The sequence below is a fragment of the Chitinophaga flava genome (genome assembly GCF_003308995.1).
Classification (GTDB): Bacteria; Bacteroidota; Bacteroidia; order Chitinophagales; family Chitinophagaceae; genus Chitinophaga; species Chitinophaga flava.
Genome location: NZ_QFFJ01000002.1, coordinates 3,260,226 through 3,281,981, shown reverse-complemented (window position 1 = coordinate 3,281,981; position 21,756 = coordinate 3,260,226). Strand labels below are relative to the sequence as shown.

The following is a 21,756-nucleotide window of genomic DNA, read 5'->3' as shown; positions in this document are numbered from 1 at the left end:
TCTGTTAAAATGAATAAGTATAGTTCAGGGTGCTGGTCAACTCATTGTACCCCGGCTGTGTGCCGCTGGCACTGCGCAACAGCCACATCACGGTAGCACCGATGTTATGTGATTGTTTGTTGTTGAATAATTTCTTCTTCCCCTCTCCTCCCATGCTTTCATTTTTCTGTTTTGTTTTGGGAGAATAATTGATGTTGAAACCAGTATTAAAAAGCGTACTGTTAGTCGTGGTGGCAACGCCCGCCTGTTGTGAAGTAGCCTGCGTCATGTTGTAAGTAGCTGTGAGGCCAGTGCGCAGTGTTTTATCGAAATACTGTTTATTGATGTTTACACTCGGCCCCATGAAAGAGGTGTTCAGTCCTGCAGCTGTATTGCGATAGTAGTTCACCGCACCACCCAGCGACAAGGCCTGTGGTTGCAGACTGTAGGAATAACTCAGGTTAGACGTAAAAAATTTGTTGAGATTTTCTGTTGCGTCTTTGGCGCTGCTTTTATCGCTGGCAAACTGATAGGAAGTATTGAGGGAGATGGAATGCTGCACCTTTTTGTTACCGGTGCGATACATGATCATCCCATTGTAGTTGTTGTTGACCTGATAAAAATCCAGTGTATCCAGTGGGTTGGTAAAATAAGGATCTACCAGCGGGCGGATGCGGGTATAGTTGCTGAAGTTGGAATAACCGCCGTTGATGGCCCAGTGATCGTTGGGCACCACATTCATGTTAATGTTGGCCACCAGTCTTTTGGCATCACTGTTTTTGCTATTGTCCAGGTTATTGACCTGCATACCGGCGTTGGCAGCGATATTCACCCGACCACCGAATAACTGAAAAGCCGGCGCGATAGTGATGTTACGCATATCATTGACCACGTTGTAGGCACCCAGCGTTACATAATCGGGGGCTACTCTTTCATAACGCAACTGTATCGTATAAAAACTGCCGGTATAGCCCAGGCCGGCCTGTATGGCATCAAAATAACGGGTACTGCCGGTAGGCGCAAGAAACTTACCTAGTAAGTTGGAGGTACCCCGACTGCTGTCGAAGGCATTTTTTTCAGAACGGGTATCCCGGTTGAGGGCTGATACGGAATATTCTACGTCCACGAATACACGCTTTAGAATGGTCTGCCGTACATTGAAGGCCATAGCTACATTCTCCCGGGGCGTAATGGTAGCATCATCCGGGATATAAGGAATAGAACCCGCATTGTCTTTCGCTTTGAATAAGGAAATACTATAAGCGTTACCTTCATTTTCATATCCCATCTTCACACCATAACCAATACGCTCAAAGGCAGCACGGTTGTAACTTTCAGGGTTCAGCACATCAAAAGGCACTGCTTTCAGCAGTTTACCATACATGGCAGACAATCGCCATTTACCAGGTGTCAGTTCTACACCTAATCCATCAAACATATGCCCGGCCAACGTATAGTTGCTGAAGTTCATACTGGTAGTACCAATATAGGCCCTGGCCCATTTGTAGGAAGGTGCAAAACGAAACTGATTGAACGGCTGGGAATAGTTTCTCCCCTGATTACTATAACTGAAGGAGAAAGGCATGTCATAGCCAAACAAGTTGATATTAAGATTACCGTTGAGATACCAGGCAAGAGGATCCCGGCGGCTGTCGATGCCGCTGGCACTATAAGCTGTTGTGCTGGCACTGATAGAGCCGCTCATGCTTACACCTTTTTTGATACCAAGCTGGTCCAGCGCCTGGGCATATATGACAGTAGAGGCTAACGACAACAGCAGAGCCAACAGCATAACGTGGCAACAGTGCTTTTTACACATGAGTATAGGGATAGGGCTTAAATATATTTTGAATCAAATATATATTTTATTTTAATTTATCAATATTATTTATTTATTAAAAACAGTAATGTGTTAACAGTCAATTTTTTAATTTAAAAAAAGGGGGAAAAGAGGGAGTACTCAACTTTACGTTGGGAGAAAGAGTAGCAGATGGAGCCAATGGTTCATTTTCATAACTACTCCCCCAGGCATCACCAATTGCACCTGCTAAAATACAAGCCTCAAACCTGTCTTTCTTTGTTAACATTGAAACGCTATTGTATTTCTTCGGTTAAAAAAACTTTTCCAACGTCACACCATAGTTCACTAGCAGGTTCTCACGTTCGGTACGGTTTAGTTTATTGTATGTCAACGATGCCGTTACACTCAGCCAGCTGCGCAGCTTTACAGACATACTGTTGACACAGCGGATGATGTAGTCATCTCCATGTGTTAGCGATTGCTGGAAGTAATTGCCGCCTTCCAGCACAACAATATTTCTGATTGTCCACTTATACTGCAGGCGGAAAGAGTTTCTGACAGTGCTGTAAATATCCTGTATCGTATCATGCAGAAACAGGTTGCTGTTCTCAAATAATAATCCATCTGTAACATTCAGCACGGCATTGGGTAAACGAATAAGATCATAACCGATACCCAGACCTCCCTGAAAACGACTGTTTATCTTGAGGGAATAACTCCTGTCATAGTTGGCCAGGCCCCAGTAGTAGATCTTTGCTGTATCCGTATACAGATTAAAATCCACCGCTGCCGACACGTCATTGTTAGTAAGGGATGTATTCTGTTTTCCATATATATAGCTGGCACCCGCATTCAGACTCACTTTTCTTTTGCTTACTTTAAAACCGAAGTTATTATTAAGCAGATAGGAATTACCATCCTGGGTATGGTTGATAGAACCTGTAGAAGCATATTTTATAAGATAGTGCGTAGAGTCACTGAACTGAGCAAAGGAACAAAGGCAATAAAGCATGGCAACCGTCAGGGTAACTATTCTCTTCATAATCAATCAATTTCTTAATATGTTGTCGGTGGTAAGCCGCAACAATTAACGTGCCCGAAGTTATCCTGACAGTTCCTTTAAAACAATTCCGGCTTCAATGCTTCGGCCCATATCCGGTAACCCTTTTCCGTAGGGTGGCAGAAATCATAGGTGATTTCTTTCAGTAAAACACCATCCGGTGTGAGGAATTGCGCACCGATATCAATCAACCGTATATGCTCACTGGCAGCGAAATCGGCCAGCAGCCGGTTCGTTTCACTGATTACTTTTCTTCTGGGATTGTCGGGCTGCTGTTCTCTTGGAAAAACAGCCATCAGTATGATCCTGGCCCGGGGTACTTTGGAACGTACCCGGCTACAGATAGCTTTGATGCCTTCCACTATTTCAGCCGGCGTGTTGGCGCGGGCGTTAGCTGTTTCGCTGGTATTGTTGGTGCCTATTTCGATGACCACCGTACGGGGATGCAAGCCATCCAGCTCTCCATGGTCCAGGCGCCAGAGCACATTCTGGGTGCGGTCCCAGCCAAAGCCCAGGTTCAGCACCCGGTGTGTGCCAAAGAGGCTAGCCCAGGCTTCTGCCCCATTGGCTTTACCCAGATAGCCAAGCGCGTTTCTCATCAAAGGATAACCTCCCCAGAAATGAGTAATGGAATTACCTATCATCACAATTTCCGGGTTGATGGAGTCTTTTATATTTAACACTTCCGCGTGGCGCGCCCACCAGTCGTAGTTATCCTTCTCCAGCCGGGACACCGGAATAATGGCCGTATTGGCAGGTTTAACAGTGTCTCTGCTTTTATCTCCCATCAGCTGCGACAACAGCGGCTCCATAGCCTGTGCCCATGCCATTGCTCCTTCCGGGCTGGGATGCAGCCAGTCCGGCATCATATCCTGCCGGATGCTGCCATCGAGGTTCAGGAACACATGATTGACATCACAATAAAACACGTGTTTGTTATCCGCCAGTTTCGCCACTATATCGGATGCCCTGTCCAGGATCATACGATGGGATGTAGGATTGGGCCCATCGTAACTACCAGGGAAACTACGTAACAACAGGATTTTGGTATTGGGCAGTTTCTCCAGTAGCAGCTGCACAATGGTGGCGATGCCTCCTGCGAGCTGCCCGGCAGTATGCCGCGTAGGATAATTTTTTTCGTCGATGTTGTTGGTCCCTATTTCCAGCGTCACCACTTTCGGTGACTGACCTTTCAGTTCTCCATGTTCGAGGTTCCAGAGGATGTTTTCTGTGCGGTAACCGCTAAAGCCCAGGTTGAGTGCATGGCGTGGCGCATAAAACTGCTCCCATACCGGCTGATAGGCAGCCTTCTCGAAGTTGTTGGTGATAGAGTTGCCAATCATGATAAGATCAAATTGCTGACTGGCCACCGCTGCCACCTTTTGTTCATGCCGTGCATGACTATAACCTTCTGTTGCTATGGCTGTAGGATTAATGCTGGTAAGAGCAATGCTGTCTTTATTTTCCAGAAACGTTTGCAGCATGGAAGGCCATTGTGCAGTAGCACCCCGGAGTGGTGTTACCATTCCGAAGCCATGTCCTCCATCGGGTAGCACCTTAAAAGTACCGCGGCCATCATATCCTTTCCATATCTTGCCATATTGCGTGCAGCTGCTGACCAATTCAGGCGTGTCGTCTGCAGCGACCAGGGTAAAAAGCCTGGACCTGATTTCGGCGGGAGGCAACACAGACGGATATACGGAACCGGGACGGGTTTCATTCAGAAAGGCAGGATAAATCAGCATCAGGTTGTCAGGCTGTGCTGCAGGCGCCAGCTCCTGTATCAGGCTGGCCGCCAGATGCCCGCCGGCAGAAAAGCCCATGATATTCCGCTCTTTCCCACGCAGCCCCAGTGCGGCCGCTTTTGTCTGCAACAGTTGCCAGGCAGTCTTCGCATCCGCCAACGCCAGCGCCCTTGTATTCGCACCAGCTGACACATGATACTCCAGCAGGGCCACATCATACCCTAACTTATTCAGGAAAGCAGCTACCAGGCTGCCTTCTGTTGTTACCTCCACCACCTTGTAACCACCACCGGGAAATATCAGTACCGTTCCCTTCACCTCTTTGTTATTAGTCCGAATTACCTGTAGAACCGGAGACTGGATAAGATAAACTTCGCCAGCTTTTCTGGGGTTACCCTTGGACCGTATGTCCCCCTCCAAAGACACCCATGCTGTGCGGGCGTTCCGTGGCGCCTGCGCCATTGACATAACAGGAATACAAAACAATAAACAATAAAGCCACCACTGTTTCCGTTTCAGGACAATCAGATGAATATTCATATTTTTAGACGGACGGGGAATTTTTCCGGCCGATACAAAGTAGAAAAAAAATTCAGTTATGCGAAGCTCAGATGCTGTAGAAACGTTGATTCCTCACAGAGCACCTTTTTTATTTGCTGATCGGGTGACTGCTGTTTCCAATGAAGAGATTATTGGCTACAAAACTTTCAGTGAAGACAGTGAATTACTGAAAGGCAGCTTCCCTGCCCACGGGTTTGTTCCAGGTGTTATCCTGATAGAATCAATGGCCCAGTGCGGCGGTGCGGGCATTAAGTTGCTGGGCCTGGCCGACGGACTTTTCGGGCTCGCGGGTATAGAAACAGCCCGGTTTATGAAAGGTGCACACTATGGGGTGCCTATCCGTTATGCTATTAAAAACATCCGCGTAAGCGAAAAAATTATCAAGCAGTCCGGTATTGCCTATATGAACGAAGAGCCAGTGATGGAAGCCACCTGGACCTGTGTAAAAATAGGGTGATCCTGATTAGTTAAAAGAAGCAGGCCCGTAGGGATTACTACGGGCCTGCTTCTTTTCATACCAATGGTGATCGCAATAATGTTCAGGATGAAAGCACTGCCTGGATATCCTTCAGTTTCATGGTCATGGACAAAGCTCCTTCCTTCAACCAGGCATCATAATCATCGATAGCCTGTAATCGTTCTGTTTCTGTAATGAAGCCGCTCTGCACCATCTGCGGGCCTCTCAGTCTGGCTACTGCAGACCAGATGGCAGCCTTATCCGCAAAACCAGCTTCTCCCCTCCTGCAGGATTCGTTGGCTTCCTGCACCTTTATCTGAGAAAAACCAGCCTGTTGGAATAATGCCGGCAGATGATCTGCCATTTCATTGTCCATACCTGCATCGGCACGCCAGTCGAGAAATGCGCGGTAAAAACGCTGCATAGCGGGCGGTGGAGCAGGTTCCCATTCCAGTCTGGCATGGTTGTAATCCAGGACAGACAGTTTACCTCCCGGCACCAGCATTGCTGCACATTTCTTCAGTGCGTCTGCCGGGTTACTGAGCCATTGAAAAACACGGGCAGATACAACCAGCTCAAATTTTCGTATAGGCTGCCACGTGAAGATATCAGCCGTTAGCAGTGTCAGATTAGAAACACCCTGATAATCTACCTGGCCTTTGTCTATCAGATGTCCGCTGTTATCGATACCGGTAACTGTACCTGAAGGACCTACAGCCACTGCAATACCAGCGGAAATAGCGCCCGTACCGCAACCCAGGTCCAGCACATGCATCCCTTCCTTCAGCAATGGTATCAGCGTAGCATAGCTGCTTTGTAATGTTCTGCTATCGAGTACAACCGAAGTTCCCTTCGGCATGGCAGCTCTTTCGGTAGCTTTATCTCTGTTCATAAACAATCATTATTCTACGACCCGTATACCATTGGCAGTATACCTGATTTCTTTTTTCGGTTGTTGGATGGCATCAATTTCCACCTGTGGTTTGTGGGCATCTTCTGCATAGTGTTTTAACTCTGCCACAGAAGTCTCGTGCAAATAGGCAACACCGTCGAGTACAACAGTTTTACCTTTAATGTCGAGGGGAACAAAGAAGGCATAGTCCTTCATTTTTACAAAGGCCGTAGTGCTGTCATTGACCTGCAATTTCATCCAGCAACCTTTTTTAGGACAAACATCCAACACTTTTGCTTTGATCTTCAGAGATAGTTTACCACTGTCATTCTGGAGCATCCTGGGAAGTTCCAGCGCATCCATGGCACCTGAAGCCGTAGGGGCGACACCGTAAACAGAATTAGGTTTAGCCTGACCTTTAGGCGGTTGGGCAGCAACAGTCAGAGACACAGCCAGCAGTACAGCTGATAGCAACGCTTTATACATCATGGTTTAGATAGGTTTTACGCTAAGTTAAGGAACCATTTATTATAATTAACATATCTTACCAAAACGTTAAAACTACCGCTGCTGTTTATTTGCAGCGCACGCCCCTGACACTTAAGTTGTATATTTGCCGTATTGAAAAAATCTCCCTGGCCTGTTTACCTTCTGCCTACCACTGCCACTGTTACCGTTCTTGTTTTGATTAGATGACGTTTAAAATATACTATTATGAAAAGACTGGAGAACAAGGTAGCGCTTATCACGGGCGGCGCAGGAAGCATCGGACAAACCACTGCAAAGTTATTTATTGATGAAGGCGCCAAAGTAGTACTGATTGACCTCAACGAAGACGCTTTAAAGAAAGCGACAGCTGAGCTGGGCAACGATGCAGCTTATGTAGCAGCAGACGTTACGTTGGCCAAAGATGTGGAACGTTATGCGCAGGAGGCTGTAAAAAAATTCGGAAAGATCGATATCTTCTTTAACAACGCCGGTATCGAAGGCGTAGTGAAGCCCATTACAGAATTCCCTGAAGATGTATTTGATAAAGTAATGGCCGTTAACGTAAAAGGTGTTTTTCTGGGTTGTAAATATGTGCTACCGCAGATGAATGATGGTGGTAGCATGATCATTACCTCTTCTGTAGCAGGTTTGGGGGCTTCTCCTAACTTTGTCGCCTATACGACCAGTAAACATGCGACCCTTGGCATCATGAAAACAGCGGCCCTGGAAGCCGCACCGAGAAAGATACGGGTCAATACCATACATCCGTCACCGGTAGATAACAGAATGATGCGTTCTATAGAAGAAGGTTACGAACCAGGGAAAGCTGAAGAGATGCAGAAAATATTTGCAGCAGGTATTCCGTTGGGAAGATATGCTGCACCGCTGGAAATCGCCAAGCTGGTGCTTTTCCTCGGATCAGATGACAGTCAGTTTATCACCGGCGCACAATATGTGATCGACGGCGGTTCCAACGCTAAATAATTATACTTACCTGTTAGATTAAGGCTTCCCGCAAAAGCGGGAAGCCTGTTTATTATTGGATTACAGAGAGAGTGCATAAGTGATCACTTCTTTCACCGGTTCAAAACCCAACCGGCTATATATCGGCAAGCCTGCTTTAGAGGCATGCAATACACAATAACGTTTGCCATCCGCCACACATTCCCGGAGCAAACGGGTAGTCATGGCTGCCGCCAGGCCCTTACCCCTGAAATCCGGCAAGGTGCCGATAAAATGCAGACCGGCATTGCCATTGTTGTCATAATAAATTACCCCGCTACAGGCAGCAGCTCCTTTATAAGTTCCGGTGAATACCTTTATCTTATCTTCCTGATGCAGCAACCTGGCTACTATGGCGCCATCTACGCGGTAGTTAAACGACTGCGCAGCGATGTCAGCAAATACAGCTGCTTCGGCAGCATTCGTTACCAGACTGAATTGCACATCTCCGGACTCTTCAGCGGGCGGATTTTCTCTCAGGTAAATAATCATACCCTGCAGGCGCATCTTTGCCCCGAAACCTGCTGATGATAATGTATGCTCATATTCCATCGCCTGTGATTCTGTAAACGTTACTGCATCCGGCAACACTCCTGCTTTTATCTGTGCAGCGATGGGCGCCAGCTCTTCCGGACCCGCTACTTCAAATACCCTTTTAGGCCAGTCTGATCCATCCGGTATTACCGCTTTATAACGGGGAGCCATAGTGATCAGTCCTGCTTTTTCTCCTACATAGGTCCAGTGTTCAAATAAATTTTCAATGATATGTCTTTCCTCTTGTGTCATACTGTTCTTAGATTTCATCTGATCACAAAAGTAATAGTCTCCTGGAGCAGTAAAGTAGTCCAGTGTGGAAGGACAAGGTAGTCCAGTTGGCGTAACCTGAAACCGTTTCAACCTTCGTACTCATCTTCCTGAAAATGTTACTTACAATAAGACTGTAACAGGGGCAGTGCCTGTTGGGAGCCCATTAATGCCGCCTGATTCAGATCCCGGCAACCGTTGGCTTTATCCTTCATCAACAGATAACTGATACCACGGGCCAGGTAAATGTCCGCTCCGCCGGGATTCAGTGCCAACGCTGCATTAAAGTCCTGTATGGAAACAGCCGCGGCTTTTTTCCGGTCCCGCTCATAAATGCCCTTGAAATAAGGTATCCGGTCATTCTGAGGGAACTCCTTCACCAGGTTAGTGAAGAAGCGGTCGTTATACTGCGTTTGGGGGTATAGTTTTACAAACAGCACTGCAACAGCCTCCTTATCCTTGTTCTGTGAAACATATACTGGTGCAAAAGTTGTATCATTCAGAAAAACAGGCAGCGGCGTATTCGTATAGTGCTCACCGGTATAGTGGCCCTCCCATATGACCAGCTGGCCGGGTTGCATACCTGGTTTGCTTCTGACAGACACCTCCCCTGTGGTAATAGTATCGTTTGGATGGCGGCCCGTAGCCCAGAAATACCAGGGATGACCACAGAATATCTTACGGTCTTTCAGACTACTGTTATGGATAAACGCAGTCATATCGTTGATACCTTTTCTTTCTTCATTGCCATGGCTTTGGGGATTTTCGTACCAGAGTGTAAAGGTAAGCTGCCATACCAACAACATTCCTGCTACTACGTATACCCTTTTCCGTGCAAAACTGAATACCGGCAGAATAGCCAGCAGGCAGCATACTATCAGAAACCATAAAATCGTATAGTCCTTTTTGTTGGGATCATAATTTTGCCGGTATACCAGTTCATTGGTAAAAGAAATCCAGGCCAGCAGAATGATAAAAACCACATACACCCACAGTTCATCCCTTTTTACAGGCGTTACCGGCTGCGTAGATTTTCGTTTAGCCGTTTTAGTATCAGCAGCTGGTAGTGGCCAAAGGGCCATCCAGTAGTTAAACCCATACAGACAGATGACCGCCGCCAGCGGCGACAAAGTAATGAGATTGCGCAACGCGCCACCAGACTGCCCCAGGTCCATATACACCGCAAAGATGACATATACCAGGAATCCCACCGTAAACTGCAACAAGACAAAATAATCAGACAACATTTTTCTGAGACTGCCCAGGTAGCCCCATAGAAAAAAGAAAAAGGCTACCGGTCCCAGTACGTAAACATATTTACCGGAATGATGAGTAAGACTAACATGCGCATACCGGTTTTTACTGTTGCCGCTCGACAGCAGCTCCTGCATTAGCGCCAGGGGCCTGCCGGAATACGCATACCAGCCCAGCGCCCAAGCTAACATACCTGCGGCCATCAAAGGAATATAATGGTACAGGCGACGCTGCAGCAACGGATACAACCAGAAAGGCATCAGCAGAATTCCTTCTGAGCGGGCCAGGGGCAACAATCCGCCTATGAGTGCAAACCATTGAAACTTCTCTGTATAAAAACAATAAAGACCTAAACATATCAGGAAAGAAGCCAGTGGTTCTGTCATGGCATCTCTGGCGATGCCAAAGAGGAAAGTCTGAAACAACAGGAACACCACCGCCACCGAAGCATGCGGTACTCCTTTATGACGGAGACCTTTGTACAACAATATGCCGGATATTGCTGTCAGCGCCACCATGAGCAACATGGCGCCTGTTTTACCGAAAGCCTGTATCGGCAGATAAAACAATACCACAAACAATGGCCGGTTCCATGCAGACAGCCACTGCAGGCTATTATGACGGGCATCCTGCACATTCATCAGACGGGTGATAGCATCATCATCCCAGGTAAAATTCGACAGCTGCGACCAGATCACCGAAATGACCACAAAAATAAAAGTATAGATCAGGTAGTCGTAACGCTTCAGTGATTTCATACGGTCTGTTTTTCTTCGTGATATTCCTGTTCGGTATTGATCTCCCAGATATTACGCCGGTCTGTAATGCCTCCGATGATATTATCTACGGCAGTCATAGCGGTGAGCATAGAGTGATCGGCGTTATTGTATTTATGCATACCGTTTCGACCGATGAGAAACAGGTTGCTGATCGTGTCCATATAATTTCTGAGTTCATCGAACCGGTGATAGGTGCCGAAATAAGCCGGATATGTTTTTTGCATCCTCACCAAAGTGCTGTCCAGTACATCTTCCTGGCGGATAACACCGATCTTTTCCAGTTCGGCGATGCCAAAGTTAATAAACTGTTGATTTTCCATACTCCATAACTCATCACCTTCATTACAAAAATATTCCAGGCCTATCCATACTTTGGATGGATCACTGACCATAAATGGGCTCCAGTTATTAAAGATCTGGAGGCGGCCGACGCGGACATCATTTTCCTGAATATAGATCCAGTTGTCCTTTACGAGCGCATGGTCTGGCGAAAGCACCAGTTTGTCTACCAGAAGCCCAACGGTGACAAAATCGCGGTATTCCAATCCGCGGGCAATTTCCTGTATCGGGCCGGGCACCGCTTCTTTCATGGCTGCCGCCAGGTCTTTCACTGGCATGGTGGAGAAAAAATAGTCTCCACTGTAGCAACCATCGGGGGTACTTACACTTTGTACAGTACCGTGCGCCAGTTGCACACCCGTTACCGGTTGGTGGAGCCGTATCTCCCCTCCCATCGCGGTAATGCGGGCTGCAACCTCTTCCCAAAGCTGACCCGGCCCAAATTTTGGATACAGGAATCTTTCTATAAGACTGGTTTCCGTTTTCTTTTGCGCAATATCTTCTCCTGTTTTGGCAAAAAGTTTTTGTAATGCGTGCAGTATTGTTTTAGACACCGATAGTTTTTTGATACGCTGATGTCCCCACTCTGCATCGATTTCGTGGCAGGGCTTTCCCCAAACCTTTTCTGTATAGTCTTTAAAGAAAGTTTCATATAGTACGCGCCCGAAACGTTTGATAAAAAAGTCTTCGAGCGTTTTTTCCTTTTTACGGAAGAAAAGCCGGGCATATCCGTAAGAGATCATGATCCGGAAAAGCCGGAACAGTCCCAGTTTGGAAATAGTGCTGACCGACATGGTAAGCGGATAAAGAAACAGCTTCCGCTGGTAATAAATCCTCGACAACCTGTCACGTACCAGCATCACCAGATTACCATCCGTTGTTTTTTGTTCGTTCTTTACTGTTCTGGTTTTCTGCTGATAGGTGATATTAACTTCTTCCTCTCCTGAGGCGATAGGCATGATATCAAGCCACCATTCCATCACACGGTCTGACTTGGAAAAAAAACGATGGCCTCCAATGTCTATTCTGTTGCCCTTATAGCGGACTGTTTTCGAAATCCCGCCAATATCTCCCGACATTTCAAGTATGATGGGTTTAATATCCGTTCTCTTGAGCAATTCATAAGCTGCAGTCAATCCCGCAGGACCAGCGCCGATAATAACAGCCGTTTTTTTATTTGTCATAACAAAATAGTCTTTGGGAATCATTTCTTTCTTTCAGCACTATCCTTGTTGACAAAAGGCAGGCATCTCCATAATAAATCCCCAAAAAAAACCAGCAGGTATAAAGGGAAAAACAGAATCCTGACAGCTGCTTTCCAGCATAGTATGGCATAGTAAAAAGCACGTTCCATCATCATAAAAAATTAGCATGGTTGACTGGCATACGCAGCGCTAACGCAAGACAATCAGTAGTGATAACTGCTACTAATACACGATGATGAAATAAAACCCTTATGTCGGAGAAAAAAATATTTTCGGGGAGAGAAGACGGGGGATAAAAATGAGTCCAGGACTTAAACATATTAGCCCTGGACTTTAGCAATTAACTCAGCGTTTTAGCATACTAGCCCAGGGCTTTAGCTTATTAGCCCAAGGCTTCAGCCTATATTAGCCCAGGGCTTCAGCCCTGGGACCTATAATAGCTTGCCATTGAGGCTGGCAAGGCGGTTCTGTTCATCGAAAGCGGCTACAATACTGTTATCATTGTGGGTGGCAGTTAACTCATTACCGGAAACAGTGATGGTAAAGTCCCTGGCTTTCAGGTAACTGGTAAGTGCCTGGCGGTGGTCCATTTCAAACAGTGATATCAGCTGAGGGAACACGGTAAGAATACGTTGAGGCGTGTCCGTGCGGGCGGCATCAATGATATCACTTTTGATGGTAACCAATAAAGCGCCCTGTCCGTAGTCGGCCACATAGTAGGCACTGGAGCCAAACATACCGGAGGCGATCATACCTATATAATGTACTTCGTTGAGCGAAGCCTCAAACTGGCTGTTGGTAAAAAGCGCCACCTGATGCTGTTCTCCGTATTGTTTCAGCTGTAAAGCTTCCTGTAACAGATTTTCAGGGATATCAGACTGGACATTGGCCCATCCCCACAGAAAGGTATTGGACACATGAGAGAGCGTACCCAGCACCTGGATCGGAAATACCAGCTCATCGCCGAAGCTGAGGGTACCTTCTGTCAGGTCTGCATTCCAGTCGTTATTGCCGATTACAGCGGCGAGGTCATTCTGTTTATCCAGTGCAATGCCGCCGTACTGTGCGATCAGGTCGGGGGCTGTTAATGCTGCGGAAGTTGACATGATATTCCGTTTTTAAAATTTTGGGCAAGATAAGTTATTCAGTGGGAACTGTTGTTTTGCTGTCCTTATTTTTTAAGGCATTGATAACGGCCTCCTGCCGTATTATCTGTTCCTGCTGGCTTCCGAGTTTTCTATTGAGTTCGATGATATAAAGTGTAAGTTCTTCTATTTTCTGCATCTGCAGTTTTTGCATTTCGCCGAGGTCCAGTCCCCGGGTAGTTACTTCCGCAGCAGAAGGGATGCCAGGAAGGTGTTTATTCTGCTCAATGTGCGCTGCAACTTCGTTTAGTGATGGCAGTTGGTAAGCCGGATCAAATACCATATCCGCCCAGGTTTCCTGCGTAACTTTTACCTTTCGGGATCCGATAGTACCGTTGACCGCCAGTTTATAATCCTGTTGTGGTTGAGCCCCGATGCCGATGTTCCCGTCCGGGCTGATCCGCATTCTTTCCAGCGGAAGGCCTTTATCCGCTGTAGCAAAAACCAGGAAACCGGAAGCGTCTGTAGTAGCTGCCTTGTCCATGATGGCGCCGATGTATGCCACTCCTTTAGCGCCGGGAGCATTGGGCACAGTCCATGTAACAGAACCGATACTGCCTGCATTGGCCGTGGCACCGGTGCTCAATATCAGATGAGATTGGCTGTTCGCCACTGTTCCTGGATTATGGATTTCCAGTACCCGATTATTGCCGCCATGGAAGTAAGCCTGTGCATCTGTTTTACCGATGCCCACATTACCAGTAAGATGATCGATACTGAGTTGATCATTACCGGAAGAGCCATCATCTTTAAGTGTGCCAAACAGTGTTTTACTACCGCCGGTGTATATACGATAATACCGCTGGTCTGGCAGGCGGCCGTTATTCTGAAATACCAGTTCAGGATTATTATCTGCAGCCAGGGTAAACAAGCGGATGGGGTTATCCGTACCCAGGCCCAGGTATCCGTTGGAAGTGATTACAGCACGCTGGAGCGGACCGTTTCCGGCGGAAGTTGCAAACACCAGGTTACCCTGTGTATTGGTAGTCGCATCACCGCTGATATGCCCGCCAATGAAAGCCATCAGTTTCATTCCGGTGGAGTTGGGGGTAACCCAGGAAACAGAACCTACAGATCCTTTGTTGGCAGTAGCCCCGCTGCTGAGTATAAGGTGGGCCTGGCTATTGGTAAGGGTACCAGGATTCATGATTTCCAGTACACGATTGGTGCCTCCATGCGTATAGGCGTTGGGGGTAGTGGTACCAACACCAACGTTACCTGGGAATGAAGTATCCTGGGCATGGGTTTGATACCCAACAGTACAGCAGAACGCTGAGAGCGTTAAAAACAATTTCATGGGAATAAGGATTAAAAAATAAAGATCAACATTTATTTATTCCGTCATGGTAAAATAAATTTCCAGGCATGGAAAGATTACAGTAACTTTTAACAGCATTCCTCCAGACTGGCATTAGATCGTCATGTGATTATAACCCGCAGTTTTTTTGTACCCAAAAAAAGCTATCAAGATGGCAAACAAAGTGAATATCGTCCTGGTACATGGTGCCTGGGGCGAAAGTATGCATTGGAACAAGGTTATTCCCTTGTTGACCGCCCAGGGCTATACAGTAGTAGCGCCCCAATGTCCGCTGACATCCCTGGCCGATGATGCAGAGTCTGTCCGCAGAATGGCCGGACAACTGGAAGGCAAATCCTTACTGGTAGGTCATTCCTATGGTGGCGCCATCATCACTGAAGCAGCCGGAAAGACACCTGGCACAGCAGGATTGGTGTACATCGCCGCCTTCGCTCCTGATGAATCTGAAAACCTGGCGGCACTATTACAAAGAGGGCAACCGGCACCTGGCGGGGCCAATATCTACCCTGACCAGTATGGTTTTCTATGGATCAAACGGGACAAATTCGGAGAGAGTTTTTGTCAGGATGCTTCACCGGACGATGCCACCGTGATGGCCGCTACCCAGAAACCAATTGCCGGCAGATGTTTTGAAGACAAACCCAGTGGTGTTGGCTGGAAGAATTTTCCGGTATGGTACCAGGTATCTGAAAACGACCGGATGATACCACCCGACACACAACGTTTTATGGCTGACCGTATGAAGGCTCAAACTATCTCACTGGCTGCCAGCCACGCTTCCCTGGCCACTCACCCTAAAGAGATCGCCAGCTTTATCAGCAAAGCCGCCGAAGGAATTTAATTCATACTCCGGGAGCCACTCTGCGTGCGGCTCCCGGAATACTTCGTAATTTAGTAGCTGTAGCATTTAAAAGAAACCATGACGATGAGATGGAGCTTAAGCTAACGTTTACGGCTGATACCGTAAAAACATTACTGGGCTGATATTACAGCATCTTTTCACGGATACCGGCCAGATGGTGGTCATCATGTTCGGCAACAAAATAAGCCAGGTCAATGATACGCATCGGTGTTTTTAAACGCGGGTGCAGGGCTGTTTTCTCCAGCTGCGTTTCCTCCAGCTGCCACAGCCTGGCCACCATCAAAGCCCTTTGTTCCCGGAATCGTTGTAATAACTCGTCCAGGCTAACAGCATTGTGGTTAGCATTATGTGTCCGCTGATTGGTAAGATCTGCCACTGTTAGCTCTGGCAGGCCTTTTACAAAATCACCCAAACGTCCCAGCCAGAGTGGTTCCATATCAGACAGATGACCTACCTCTTCTTTAACAGACCACTGTCCATCTACCTTACGGATCAATAAACTTTCTTCGAGACCGCGGGTCATTTCTTCCACCCTCGCAGATGTACCACTCAGGCGCTCAATAATGGAGGGCATTGTTCCATTGTCTGTAATGACCGGAAACACCCGGTCAAACCATGCTGTTCTTTTCATAACTATACAGGAATTTTATAGCCTTATTTTTCAGGAATGATGTTTCAGAAAAAAATCATACAGTGCTTTGACATTACCATCGCACAACAGCGGCATAGCCTGTTCCAGCAATGACTTAGGCCAGTTCCACCATTCCATTTCCAGGAGCAGCTGTATCTCCTCTCCGGGAAAACGCTTACGGATTTCTTTAGCCGGGTTACCGCCCACTATCGTATACGGCGCCACGTCTTTTGTAACAAGGGCCCTACTCCCAATTACAGCACCGTGGCCTATTTTCACACCCGGCATCACCATCGCTTCAGCACCTATCCACACATCATTACCCACTACCGTGTCCCCTGCAGCTTCATAAGCATTGATACTTCCATGAAAAGCCGGTTCTTCCTGCATATAAAAGAAAGGGAAACTCGAAATCCAGTCGTGCCGATGGCCCTGATTGCCACACATAATAAAAGCAGCTCCGCTGCCGATAGAACAATAACTACCGATAATCAGTTTGTCTACATCGTTACGATCAGGAGGCAGATAACGGGCGCAGTCATCAAAGGAATGCCCGTGGTAATAACCGGAATAATAGCTGTATTCACCGACAACAATATTAGGATTGGTAACCTGCTCCGATAATAATTTTCCCCGGAAGGGGCTTTCAAAATAATTCTTCATTTGACTATATATGGGTTACGGGAGCAATTTACGAAGAAGTAACCTTATATAACGGCCAAAGACGTACGAAGATGAGCCGGCTTCAGAAAAAACAACCGGCGTATAGGATATCCCATACGCCGGTTGTCATTACTAGGAATAGCTTGCCTACAGTACTAACAAACCCAATTGGTCGGAGGACAGGTTTTGTGTTGTGTAATCGGCAGGGTACGGTTGTGATCTTCCATCGCAACAGTTTTACCGAGGGCTACAATCTTGATTTTAGCCAGTTTCAACTTGGCAGCGGGTTTCTTTTTCATACTTTACAGGTTTGAGTGATTAGAAATACTAACAATTTATAATAAAACAAACAGACATGAAATCCCGCTTTTACGTGATTTCCCCTGCAGACCTACCGCGTAAAAAACCTATGCCTGCATATCTTCCAGCGCTCCGAAAGCATGGTCTATGATAATCTTCCAGGTGCCATCTGCCTGCTGTTTCATCACTTCAATACCTTTGGCGCTTACCTTCACTTCATTGCCGTTGGTGATGCTCCATTCTGAACGTCCTACCGCCACATCTCCTGGAACAATAATGCAACATTAACCGGTAGCAGGTTTTTATCATTGTACAAAACGGGACAGCACCTGTTACTAAATTTTATAACTTCGGCCCGCATTATCCACAAACTATCAATTATGGAAACTGAAAAAATCGCGTTGGTATTACATTCCGTGTTCGGCGGAGCAGACAGCAGAGATTGGGAGCAGGTACAAAGAGCCTTTGCGGCTGAGGTAGTATATGACTACACCTCGATGGCAGGTGGACAGCCGCTGGTGCTACCTCCACAGGAGATCATCCACATGTGGAAACAGCTACTGCCCGGATTTGACAAAACAGCGCATCATATTGCTGATTTCGACATTGCTATACAGGGAGATACCGCCACTGCGCGGTTTACCGGCCATGCCAGCCATCTGATTGCAGATGCAGAATGGATTGTAGAAGGCAACTACGAAGTAGCGTTAAAAAAGAATACTGCTGTCTGGCAAATCACCGCTTTCAAATTTATTCTTCGAAACCAGGGTGGCGATCTGCAACTGCCACAAAAAGCCATGGCCAGGGTTGCCGGATAAAAAGCTGAAGTCAGCCTCCGTGTGGCTGACTTCTACTTTATTTATTTCATAGCATCTATCGCCTGTTGGCTGTCTACAAACTGTTCAAACCGGACAATCTTTCTGTTCTTCAGTTCATAATGGTGGGCCACACGGGCCTTAAAGGATTTGCCGGTTTTCCTGTTAGTGCCGGAATACGTGCCGAAAGCCACTACCTCATCTCCGGTAACAGTGTAATGATCTATTGTAATTTTATAGTCGTCCCAGTCTGCCGTGATCCTTGCGAATACCTGTTTCAGAATATTGTCTTTACCGATATAAGTGCCTCCATAAGGGAATCCGGCCGCTTCCGTCCATACAGTTTTGCTAGTCAGCGCATTGGCGAGGTTTTCAGCATTTTTTGCCGTACTACCTCCTTCATAGGTGGCTTTTATCACGGCCAGGTTTTGAGCTGTTTCATCCTGCGGGGCACCCCATTGCATTTCGCCGGTGTTGACTTTAGCACTCAACTCCAGGCTTACACCGCCCAGGAGTGTGGGATATTTTGCTTTTAACGCATTGATCAGTGCTGTTGAAGTAGTATGCTTATGGAGCAGTTCAGCATATTTCCGGATATAGTCCCGGGTGTGCTCAACAGATCTTAAGTCTAGATGAGCCCCGCTGGCAAAGTGAGCCGGGATCACCCATTGCGGGGAAAGCGCCTGAATACGGTCCAGCGCTGCCAACCATTCTCCACGTTTGGCAGAAGTAGCATCATCTGCCATCCACAGATGGAGGTTATCTCCAAACACACTACCACCACCGATGACCGCCTTGATCGCTGGTATCCATATAAAAGACCGTTCATTGTCTGCATTCATCACTTCCAGCGACTGGCCTTCCAGCTTCAGCACACTGTCTTTTAACAGTTGCGGCAGTACAACATTATGTGGTGCAGCTTCTTTGAGTTGCGGTCCCCATACGTCCAGTTTACCCTGAGCCGTCTGCTGGATATGATCGATCACCGGCCCGGTAGCGTACACCGTCACCTGCGGATAATATTTTTTGAAGACCTCCAGCCCGAAATAAAAATCCGGATCTCCATAGCTGATAAAGATCGCTTTCAGTTGTTTACCCGAAGCTTTAATGGCCTGCGCCACCTTTTCGGCGTCCGGCAATGTAAATTGGGCGTCTACCAGCACGGCATCCTTTTTACCACTGACCAATACAGATGTCACCCTCATAGAAGACTCCGGCGCGTTGTAGTAGGTCAGCTCCAGTGGCGAGGTTCCCTGTGATTTTAATTCCTGTGCCTGAGTAGCCATAGCTGTCATGCTAAATAAGATGAACAATAACTTTTTCATGTTTTGATGATTTCGTCAGTTTAAAACAGAAGCTACACTTTCATCCAGTTCAGCATAAGACGCATACCCCTGTTCCAGTAGTATACGGCGTCCATTGTGTTCGATAAACAGGGAGGGATATGCTGATGCATAAGATGTAGCCTTTTCAAACGCATGCAGGGTGAGCGTTTGCAATGATGCCGCAGTAAAGCACTCCTGAAAAACACCGGTATCTATTCCAAGCTCCTGACAGATATCCAGGTATACTTGTGTATTATTAAAGTCTTTTCCGTGCAGGTAACGTGCCTGCTGCACCTTTACCATAAAAACCACCGCCTTTTCGGGAGCCAGCTGCTGAACAGCCATAATGGCCCGTGAGGGGACTTCACTATCAAGGATGACCTCTTTTCCAAGAAAGGCGAAATAATCAGCCCCAAATGTGGTTCCGGTGAGGGCTTCAATTTGCCGGTCGTGCCGGATAAAATACTGGGCCATGGCGCGTGACTGCGTCCGCACGTTGATACCGGCCCACATGCCTGCGGGAATTATTTCCACCGCAAGACGGCCGGCATACTGTTGTGTCAGTTTAAGGAGATTGTCAGCACTCCCGTAGCACCAACCACAGAGCGGGTCCATAATGTATATTAACTTTGTTTCCATCATGATTGTTTTTGATGGAACAAATCTAATACGGGAAAAATCCTTAAAAATTGAACTAGTTCAAAATCGGGGTATCAGCCCTTATGCGCCAGTTTGCGCCTGATTTTGCTCAGGAATTCATGGGTAATGCCCAGGTAGGAAGCTACCTGTTGCTGCGAAAGCCGCTGTTCCAGGTCGGGGTAACTTTCCATAAACTCCAGGTAACGCTGATCCGCTGTCTTACTGAGGTTGGAGATCATACGGCGTTGCAGGGCCACATGGGTTTTCTGTGTCATGATCCTGAACAACTTCTCTACTTTCGGCAGTTCTTCATATAAAGCCTGTTTATAGGGATAGGTGATCAATAACACTTCCGAGTCTTCCAATGCCTCGATAGACAGGATAGCGGGCACCTGGTTGGTAAAGCTGTCGATGTCCGTCACCCACCAGCCTTCTGCTGCAAAATAGAGAATGCTCTCGTTACCGTTGTCATCCTGATAATAAACCCGGAAGCAGCCCTTGTTGACGAACCCTTCAAATTTGCAGATCTCACCTGCTCTTAACAGCAGCTCCTTTTTCTTTACCGTTTTCTGATAAAAAGGGGCGCTGAAGATCTCAAACTCCTGATCCGTGAGATGAATATGTTTTTCTACTGCACTGCGGAGGGTTTTATACATATTTTATGATACTGATGGATAAATGTACTAATTTTTGGAAGATGACTATTGTTTGATTTTTGTAATTTGCAAACATGCCCAAAACAGAATCACTTACCGACTTTTACCGGCAGAAAAAGATCCCGGCACCCGACAACCTGCAGCATGACCTCGGGCATTTCAACGTATTCAATATGGCTAACTGTATGGTCAACGGACGACCTACCATGTCCTATAGCCGCCGTGACTTCTATAAAGTAAGCCTGATACGTGGTAAAAACCTTTATCACTATGCAGACAGGACAATTGTCACCGAAGGGAACACGCTGATGTTCTTTAACCCACAGGTACCTTACGCCTGGGAAGGGCTATCAGACGACAAAAGCGGTTTTTTCTGCATCTTCCGGGAATCCTTTTTAATGGACATAGGCCGGCATCCGCTGCGGGACCTGCCTATGTTTACAGCCGCAGGCATACCTTCCTACAATCTGGACCGTGCCCTGGTGGCCCAGGTGGCAGCGCTTTTCAATAAAATGCTGGCTGAAATCAATAGTGATTATCGTTATAAATACGATCTGCTGCGCAACTATCTGATGGAACTGATACATATTGCCTTAAAAATGGAGCCCTCAGAGAAACTGTATCAGCATCACGATGCCAAATCACGTATCACGGCGGTTTTCACCGAGTTGCTGGAACGGCAGTTTCCTATCGAAACACCCCAGCAGCAGTTCCGCTTACGCTCTGCCAGTGATTTCGCAGGGGAACTATCGGTGCATGTCAACCATCTCAACCGAGCCGTAAGAGACACTACCGGTAAAACGACCACTGCCCACATCTCCGAGCGTATCGCTTCCGAAGCCAAAGCCCTGCTGAGGCATACCAACTGGAACGTGGCCGAAATCAGCTACAGTCTGGGATTTGAAGAGGCCTCCCATTTCAATAACTTCTTTAAAAAACACACTAACATGACCCCTACCGCTTTCAGGGCTGTTTGATTTTCGCAATAATTGGTTTGTTTAGCGTAATAGCCGGTGTGTATAGGGCCATTAATTT

Annotated in this window: 22 protein-coding genes; 5 read left to right on the top strand and 17 right to left on the bottom strand. The window is 47.0% G+C overall.

Annotated features, from left to right (window positions below):
* Positions 1-4: 4 nt before the first annotated feature.
* The 3 genes from DF182_RS28615 to DF182_RS28605 all read right to left on the bottom strand — a co-directional run bounded on the left by DF182_RS28615 (position 5) and on the right by DF182_RS28605 (position 4,903).
* A complete protein-coding gene (locus tag DF182_RS28615) occupies positions 5-1,771 on the bottom strand; it encodes a hypothetical protein (protein ID WP_113619175.1) in 1,767 nt (588 codons plus the stop codon).
* A gap of 319 nt (positions 1,772-2,090) precedes the next feature.
* Entirely contained in the window at positions 2,091-2,822 is a 732-nt protein-coding gene (locus tag DF182_RS28610; RefSeq protein WP_113619174.1) for a DUF481 domain-containing protein, read from the bottom strand.
* A 77-nt stretch (positions 2,823-2,899) separates the two neighbouring features.
* Positions 2,900-4,903: a GDSL-type esterase/lipase family protein gene (locus DF182_RS28605; RefSeq protein WP_161964305.1), complete on the bottom strand. Its 2,004-nt coding sequence runs from the start codon at positions 4,901-4,903 to the stop codon at positions 2,900-2,902.
* A 280-nt stretch (positions 4,904-5,183) separates the two neighbouring features.
* On the opposite strand from DF182_RS28605, the gene DF182_RS28600 reads away from it, so the two are divergent.
* The gene (locus tag DF182_RS28600; RefSeq protein ID WP_113619172.1) at positions 5,184-5,603 is read left to right on the top strand and encodes a 3-hydroxyacyl-ACP dehydratase FabZ family protein; all 420 of its coding nucleotides are present in this window, start codon (positions 5,184-5,186) and stop codon (positions 5,601-5,603) included.
* Positions 5,604-5,685: 82 nt separating this feature from the next.
* On the opposite strand, the gene DF182_RS28595 is transcribed toward DF182_RS28600, so the two are convergent.
* Entirely contained in the window at positions 5,686-6,495 is an 810-nt protein-coding gene (locus DF182_RS28595; protein WP_113619171.1) for a methyltransferase domain-containing protein, read from the bottom strand.
* Between the two features lie 9 nt (positions 6,496-6,504).
* A complete protein-coding gene (locus DF182_RS28590; RefSeq protein ID WP_113619170.1) occupies positions 6,505-6,984 on the bottom strand; it encodes a DUF4920 domain-containing protein in 480 nt (159 codons plus the stop codon).
* A gap of 225 nt (positions 6,985-7,209) precedes the next feature.
* Between DF182_RS28590 and DF182_RS28585 the strand changes: the two genes are divergently transcribed.
* Positions 7,210-7,968, top strand: a complete 759-nt coding sequence (locus DF182_RS28585; RefSeq protein ID WP_113619169.1) for an SDR family NAD(P)-dependent oxidoreductase — start codon at positions 7,210-7,212, stop codon at positions 7,966-7,968.
* Positions 7,969-8,028: 60 nt separating this feature from the next.
* Here DF182_RS28585 and DF182_RS28580 read toward each other — a convergent pair whose 3' ends face one another.
* The 5 genes from DF182_RS28580 to DF182_RS28560 form a co-directional block, all read right to left on the bottom strand.
* Positions 8,029-8,772 (bottom strand): GNAT family N-acetyltransferase, encoded by a 744-nt coding sequence (locus DF182_RS28580; protein ID WP_161964304.1) that lies wholly within the window; start codon positions 8,770-8,772, stop codon positions 8,029-8,031.
* Positions 8,773-8,909: 137 nt separating this feature from the next.
* Positions 8,910-10,802: a hypothetical protein gene (locus DF182_RS28575; protein ID WP_113619167.1), complete on the bottom strand. Its 1,893-nt coding sequence runs from the start codon at positions 10,800-10,802 to the stop codon at positions 8,910-8,912.
* Positions 10,799-12,346 carry an NAD(P)/FAD-dependent oxidoreductase gene (locus DF182_RS28570; RefSeq protein ID WP_113619756.1) on the bottom strand — a complete coding sequence of 516 codons (1,548 nt, stop codon included), beginning with the start codon at positions 12,344-12,346 and terminating at the stop codon, positions 10,799-10,801. The genes DF182_RS28575 and DF182_RS28570 overlap by 4 nt, the downstream gene beginning before the upstream one ends.
* A 452-nt stretch (positions 12,347-12,798) precedes the next feature.
* Positions 12,799-13,473 carry a DUF6882 domain-containing protein gene (locus tag DF182_RS28565; RefSeq protein ID WP_113619166.1) on the bottom strand — a complete coding sequence of 225 codons (675 nt, stop codon included), beginning with the start codon at positions 13,471-13,473 and terminating at the stop codon, positions 12,799-12,801.
* A 34-nt stretch (positions 13,474-13,507) separates the two neighbouring features.
* Positions 13,508-14,809 (bottom strand): hypothetical protein, encoded by a 1,302-nt coding sequence (locus tag DF182_RS28560; protein WP_113619165.1) that lies wholly within the window; start codon positions 14,807-14,809, stop codon positions 13,508-13,510.
* Between the two features lie 172 nt (positions 14,810-14,981).
* Here DF182_RS28560 and DF182_RS28555 point away from each other — a divergent pair, with 172 nt between their 5' ends.
* Positions 14,982-15,671, top strand: coding sequence for an alpha/beta hydrolase (locus DF182_RS28555; protein WP_113619164.1), 690 nt, complete (start codon positions 14,982-14,984; stop codon positions 15,669-15,671).
* 145 nt (positions 15,672-15,816) lie between these two features.
* Here the strand turns inward: DF182_RS28555 and DF182_RS28550 are convergent, their stop codons facing one another.
* The 4 genes from DF182_RS28550 to DF182_RS32405 form a co-directional block, all read right to left on the bottom strand.
* Positions 15,817-16,323: a DinB family protein gene (locus tag DF182_RS28550; RefSeq protein WP_113619163.1), complete on the bottom strand. Its 507-nt coding sequence runs from the start codon at positions 16,321-16,323 to the stop codon at positions 15,817-15,819.
* 30 nt (positions 16,324-16,353) lie between these two features.
* Positions 16,354-16,986: a type B chloramphenicol O-acetyltransferase gene (gene catB, locus DF182_RS28545; protein ID WP_113619162.1), complete on the bottom strand. Its 633-nt coding sequence runs from the start codon at positions 16,984-16,986 to the stop codon at positions 16,354-16,356.
* A gap of 155 nt (positions 16,987-17,141) precedes the next feature.
* Positions 17,142-17,285 (bottom strand): hypothetical protein, encoded by a 144-nt coding sequence (locus DF182_RS32410; RefSeq protein WP_153260021.1) that lies wholly within the window; start codon positions 17,283-17,285, stop codon positions 17,142-17,144.
* Positions 17,286-17,393: 108 nt separating this feature from the next.
* Positions 17,394-17,546, bottom strand: a complete 153-nt coding sequence (locus DF182_RS32405) for a Cif family virulence factor (protein ID WP_153260020.1) — start codon at positions 17,544-17,546, stop codon at positions 17,394-17,396.
* Positions 17,547-17,666: 120 nt separating this feature from the next.
* Between DF182_RS32405 and DF182_RS28540 the strand changes: the two genes are divergently transcribed.
* Positions 17,667-18,104 (top strand): nuclear transport factor 2 family protein, encoded by a 438-nt coding sequence (locus tag DF182_RS28540; RefSeq protein WP_113619161.1) that lies wholly within the window; start codon positions 17,667-17,669, stop codon positions 18,102-18,104.
* 41 nt (positions 18,105-18,145) lie between these two features.
* Here DF182_RS28540 and DF182_RS28535 read toward each other — a convergent pair whose 3' ends face one another.
* The 3 genes from DF182_RS28535 to DF182_RS28525 form a co-directional block, all read right to left on the bottom strand.
* The gene (locus DF182_RS28535) at positions 18,146-19,426 is read right to left on the bottom strand and encodes a nuclear transport factor 2 family protein (protein ID WP_161964303.1); all 1,281 of its coding nucleotides are present in this window, start codon (positions 19,424-19,426) and stop codon (positions 18,146-18,148) included.
* A 15-nt stretch (positions 19,427-19,441) separates the two neighbouring features.
* Positions 19,442-20,065, bottom strand: a complete 624-nt coding sequence (locus DF182_RS28530; protein ID WP_161964302.1) for a DsbA family protein — start codon at positions 20,063-20,065, stop codon at positions 19,442-19,444.
* 74 nt (positions 20,066-20,139) lie between these two features.
* Positions 20,140-20,721, bottom strand: coding sequence for a Crp/Fnr family transcriptional regulator (locus DF182_RS28525; protein WP_113619159.1), 582 nt, complete (start codon positions 20,719-20,721; stop codon positions 20,140-20,142).
* A 74-nt stretch (positions 20,722-20,795) separates the two neighbouring features.
* Here DF182_RS28525 and DF182_RS28520 point away from each other — a divergent pair, with 74 nt between their 5' ends.
* The gene (locus DF182_RS28520; RefSeq protein WP_113619158.1) at positions 20,796-21,698 is read left to right on the top strand and encodes a helix-turn-helix domain-containing protein; all 903 of its coding nucleotides are present in this window, start codon (positions 20,796-20,798) and stop codon (positions 21,696-21,698) included.
* Positions 21,699-21,756 lie beyond the last annotated feature (58 nt).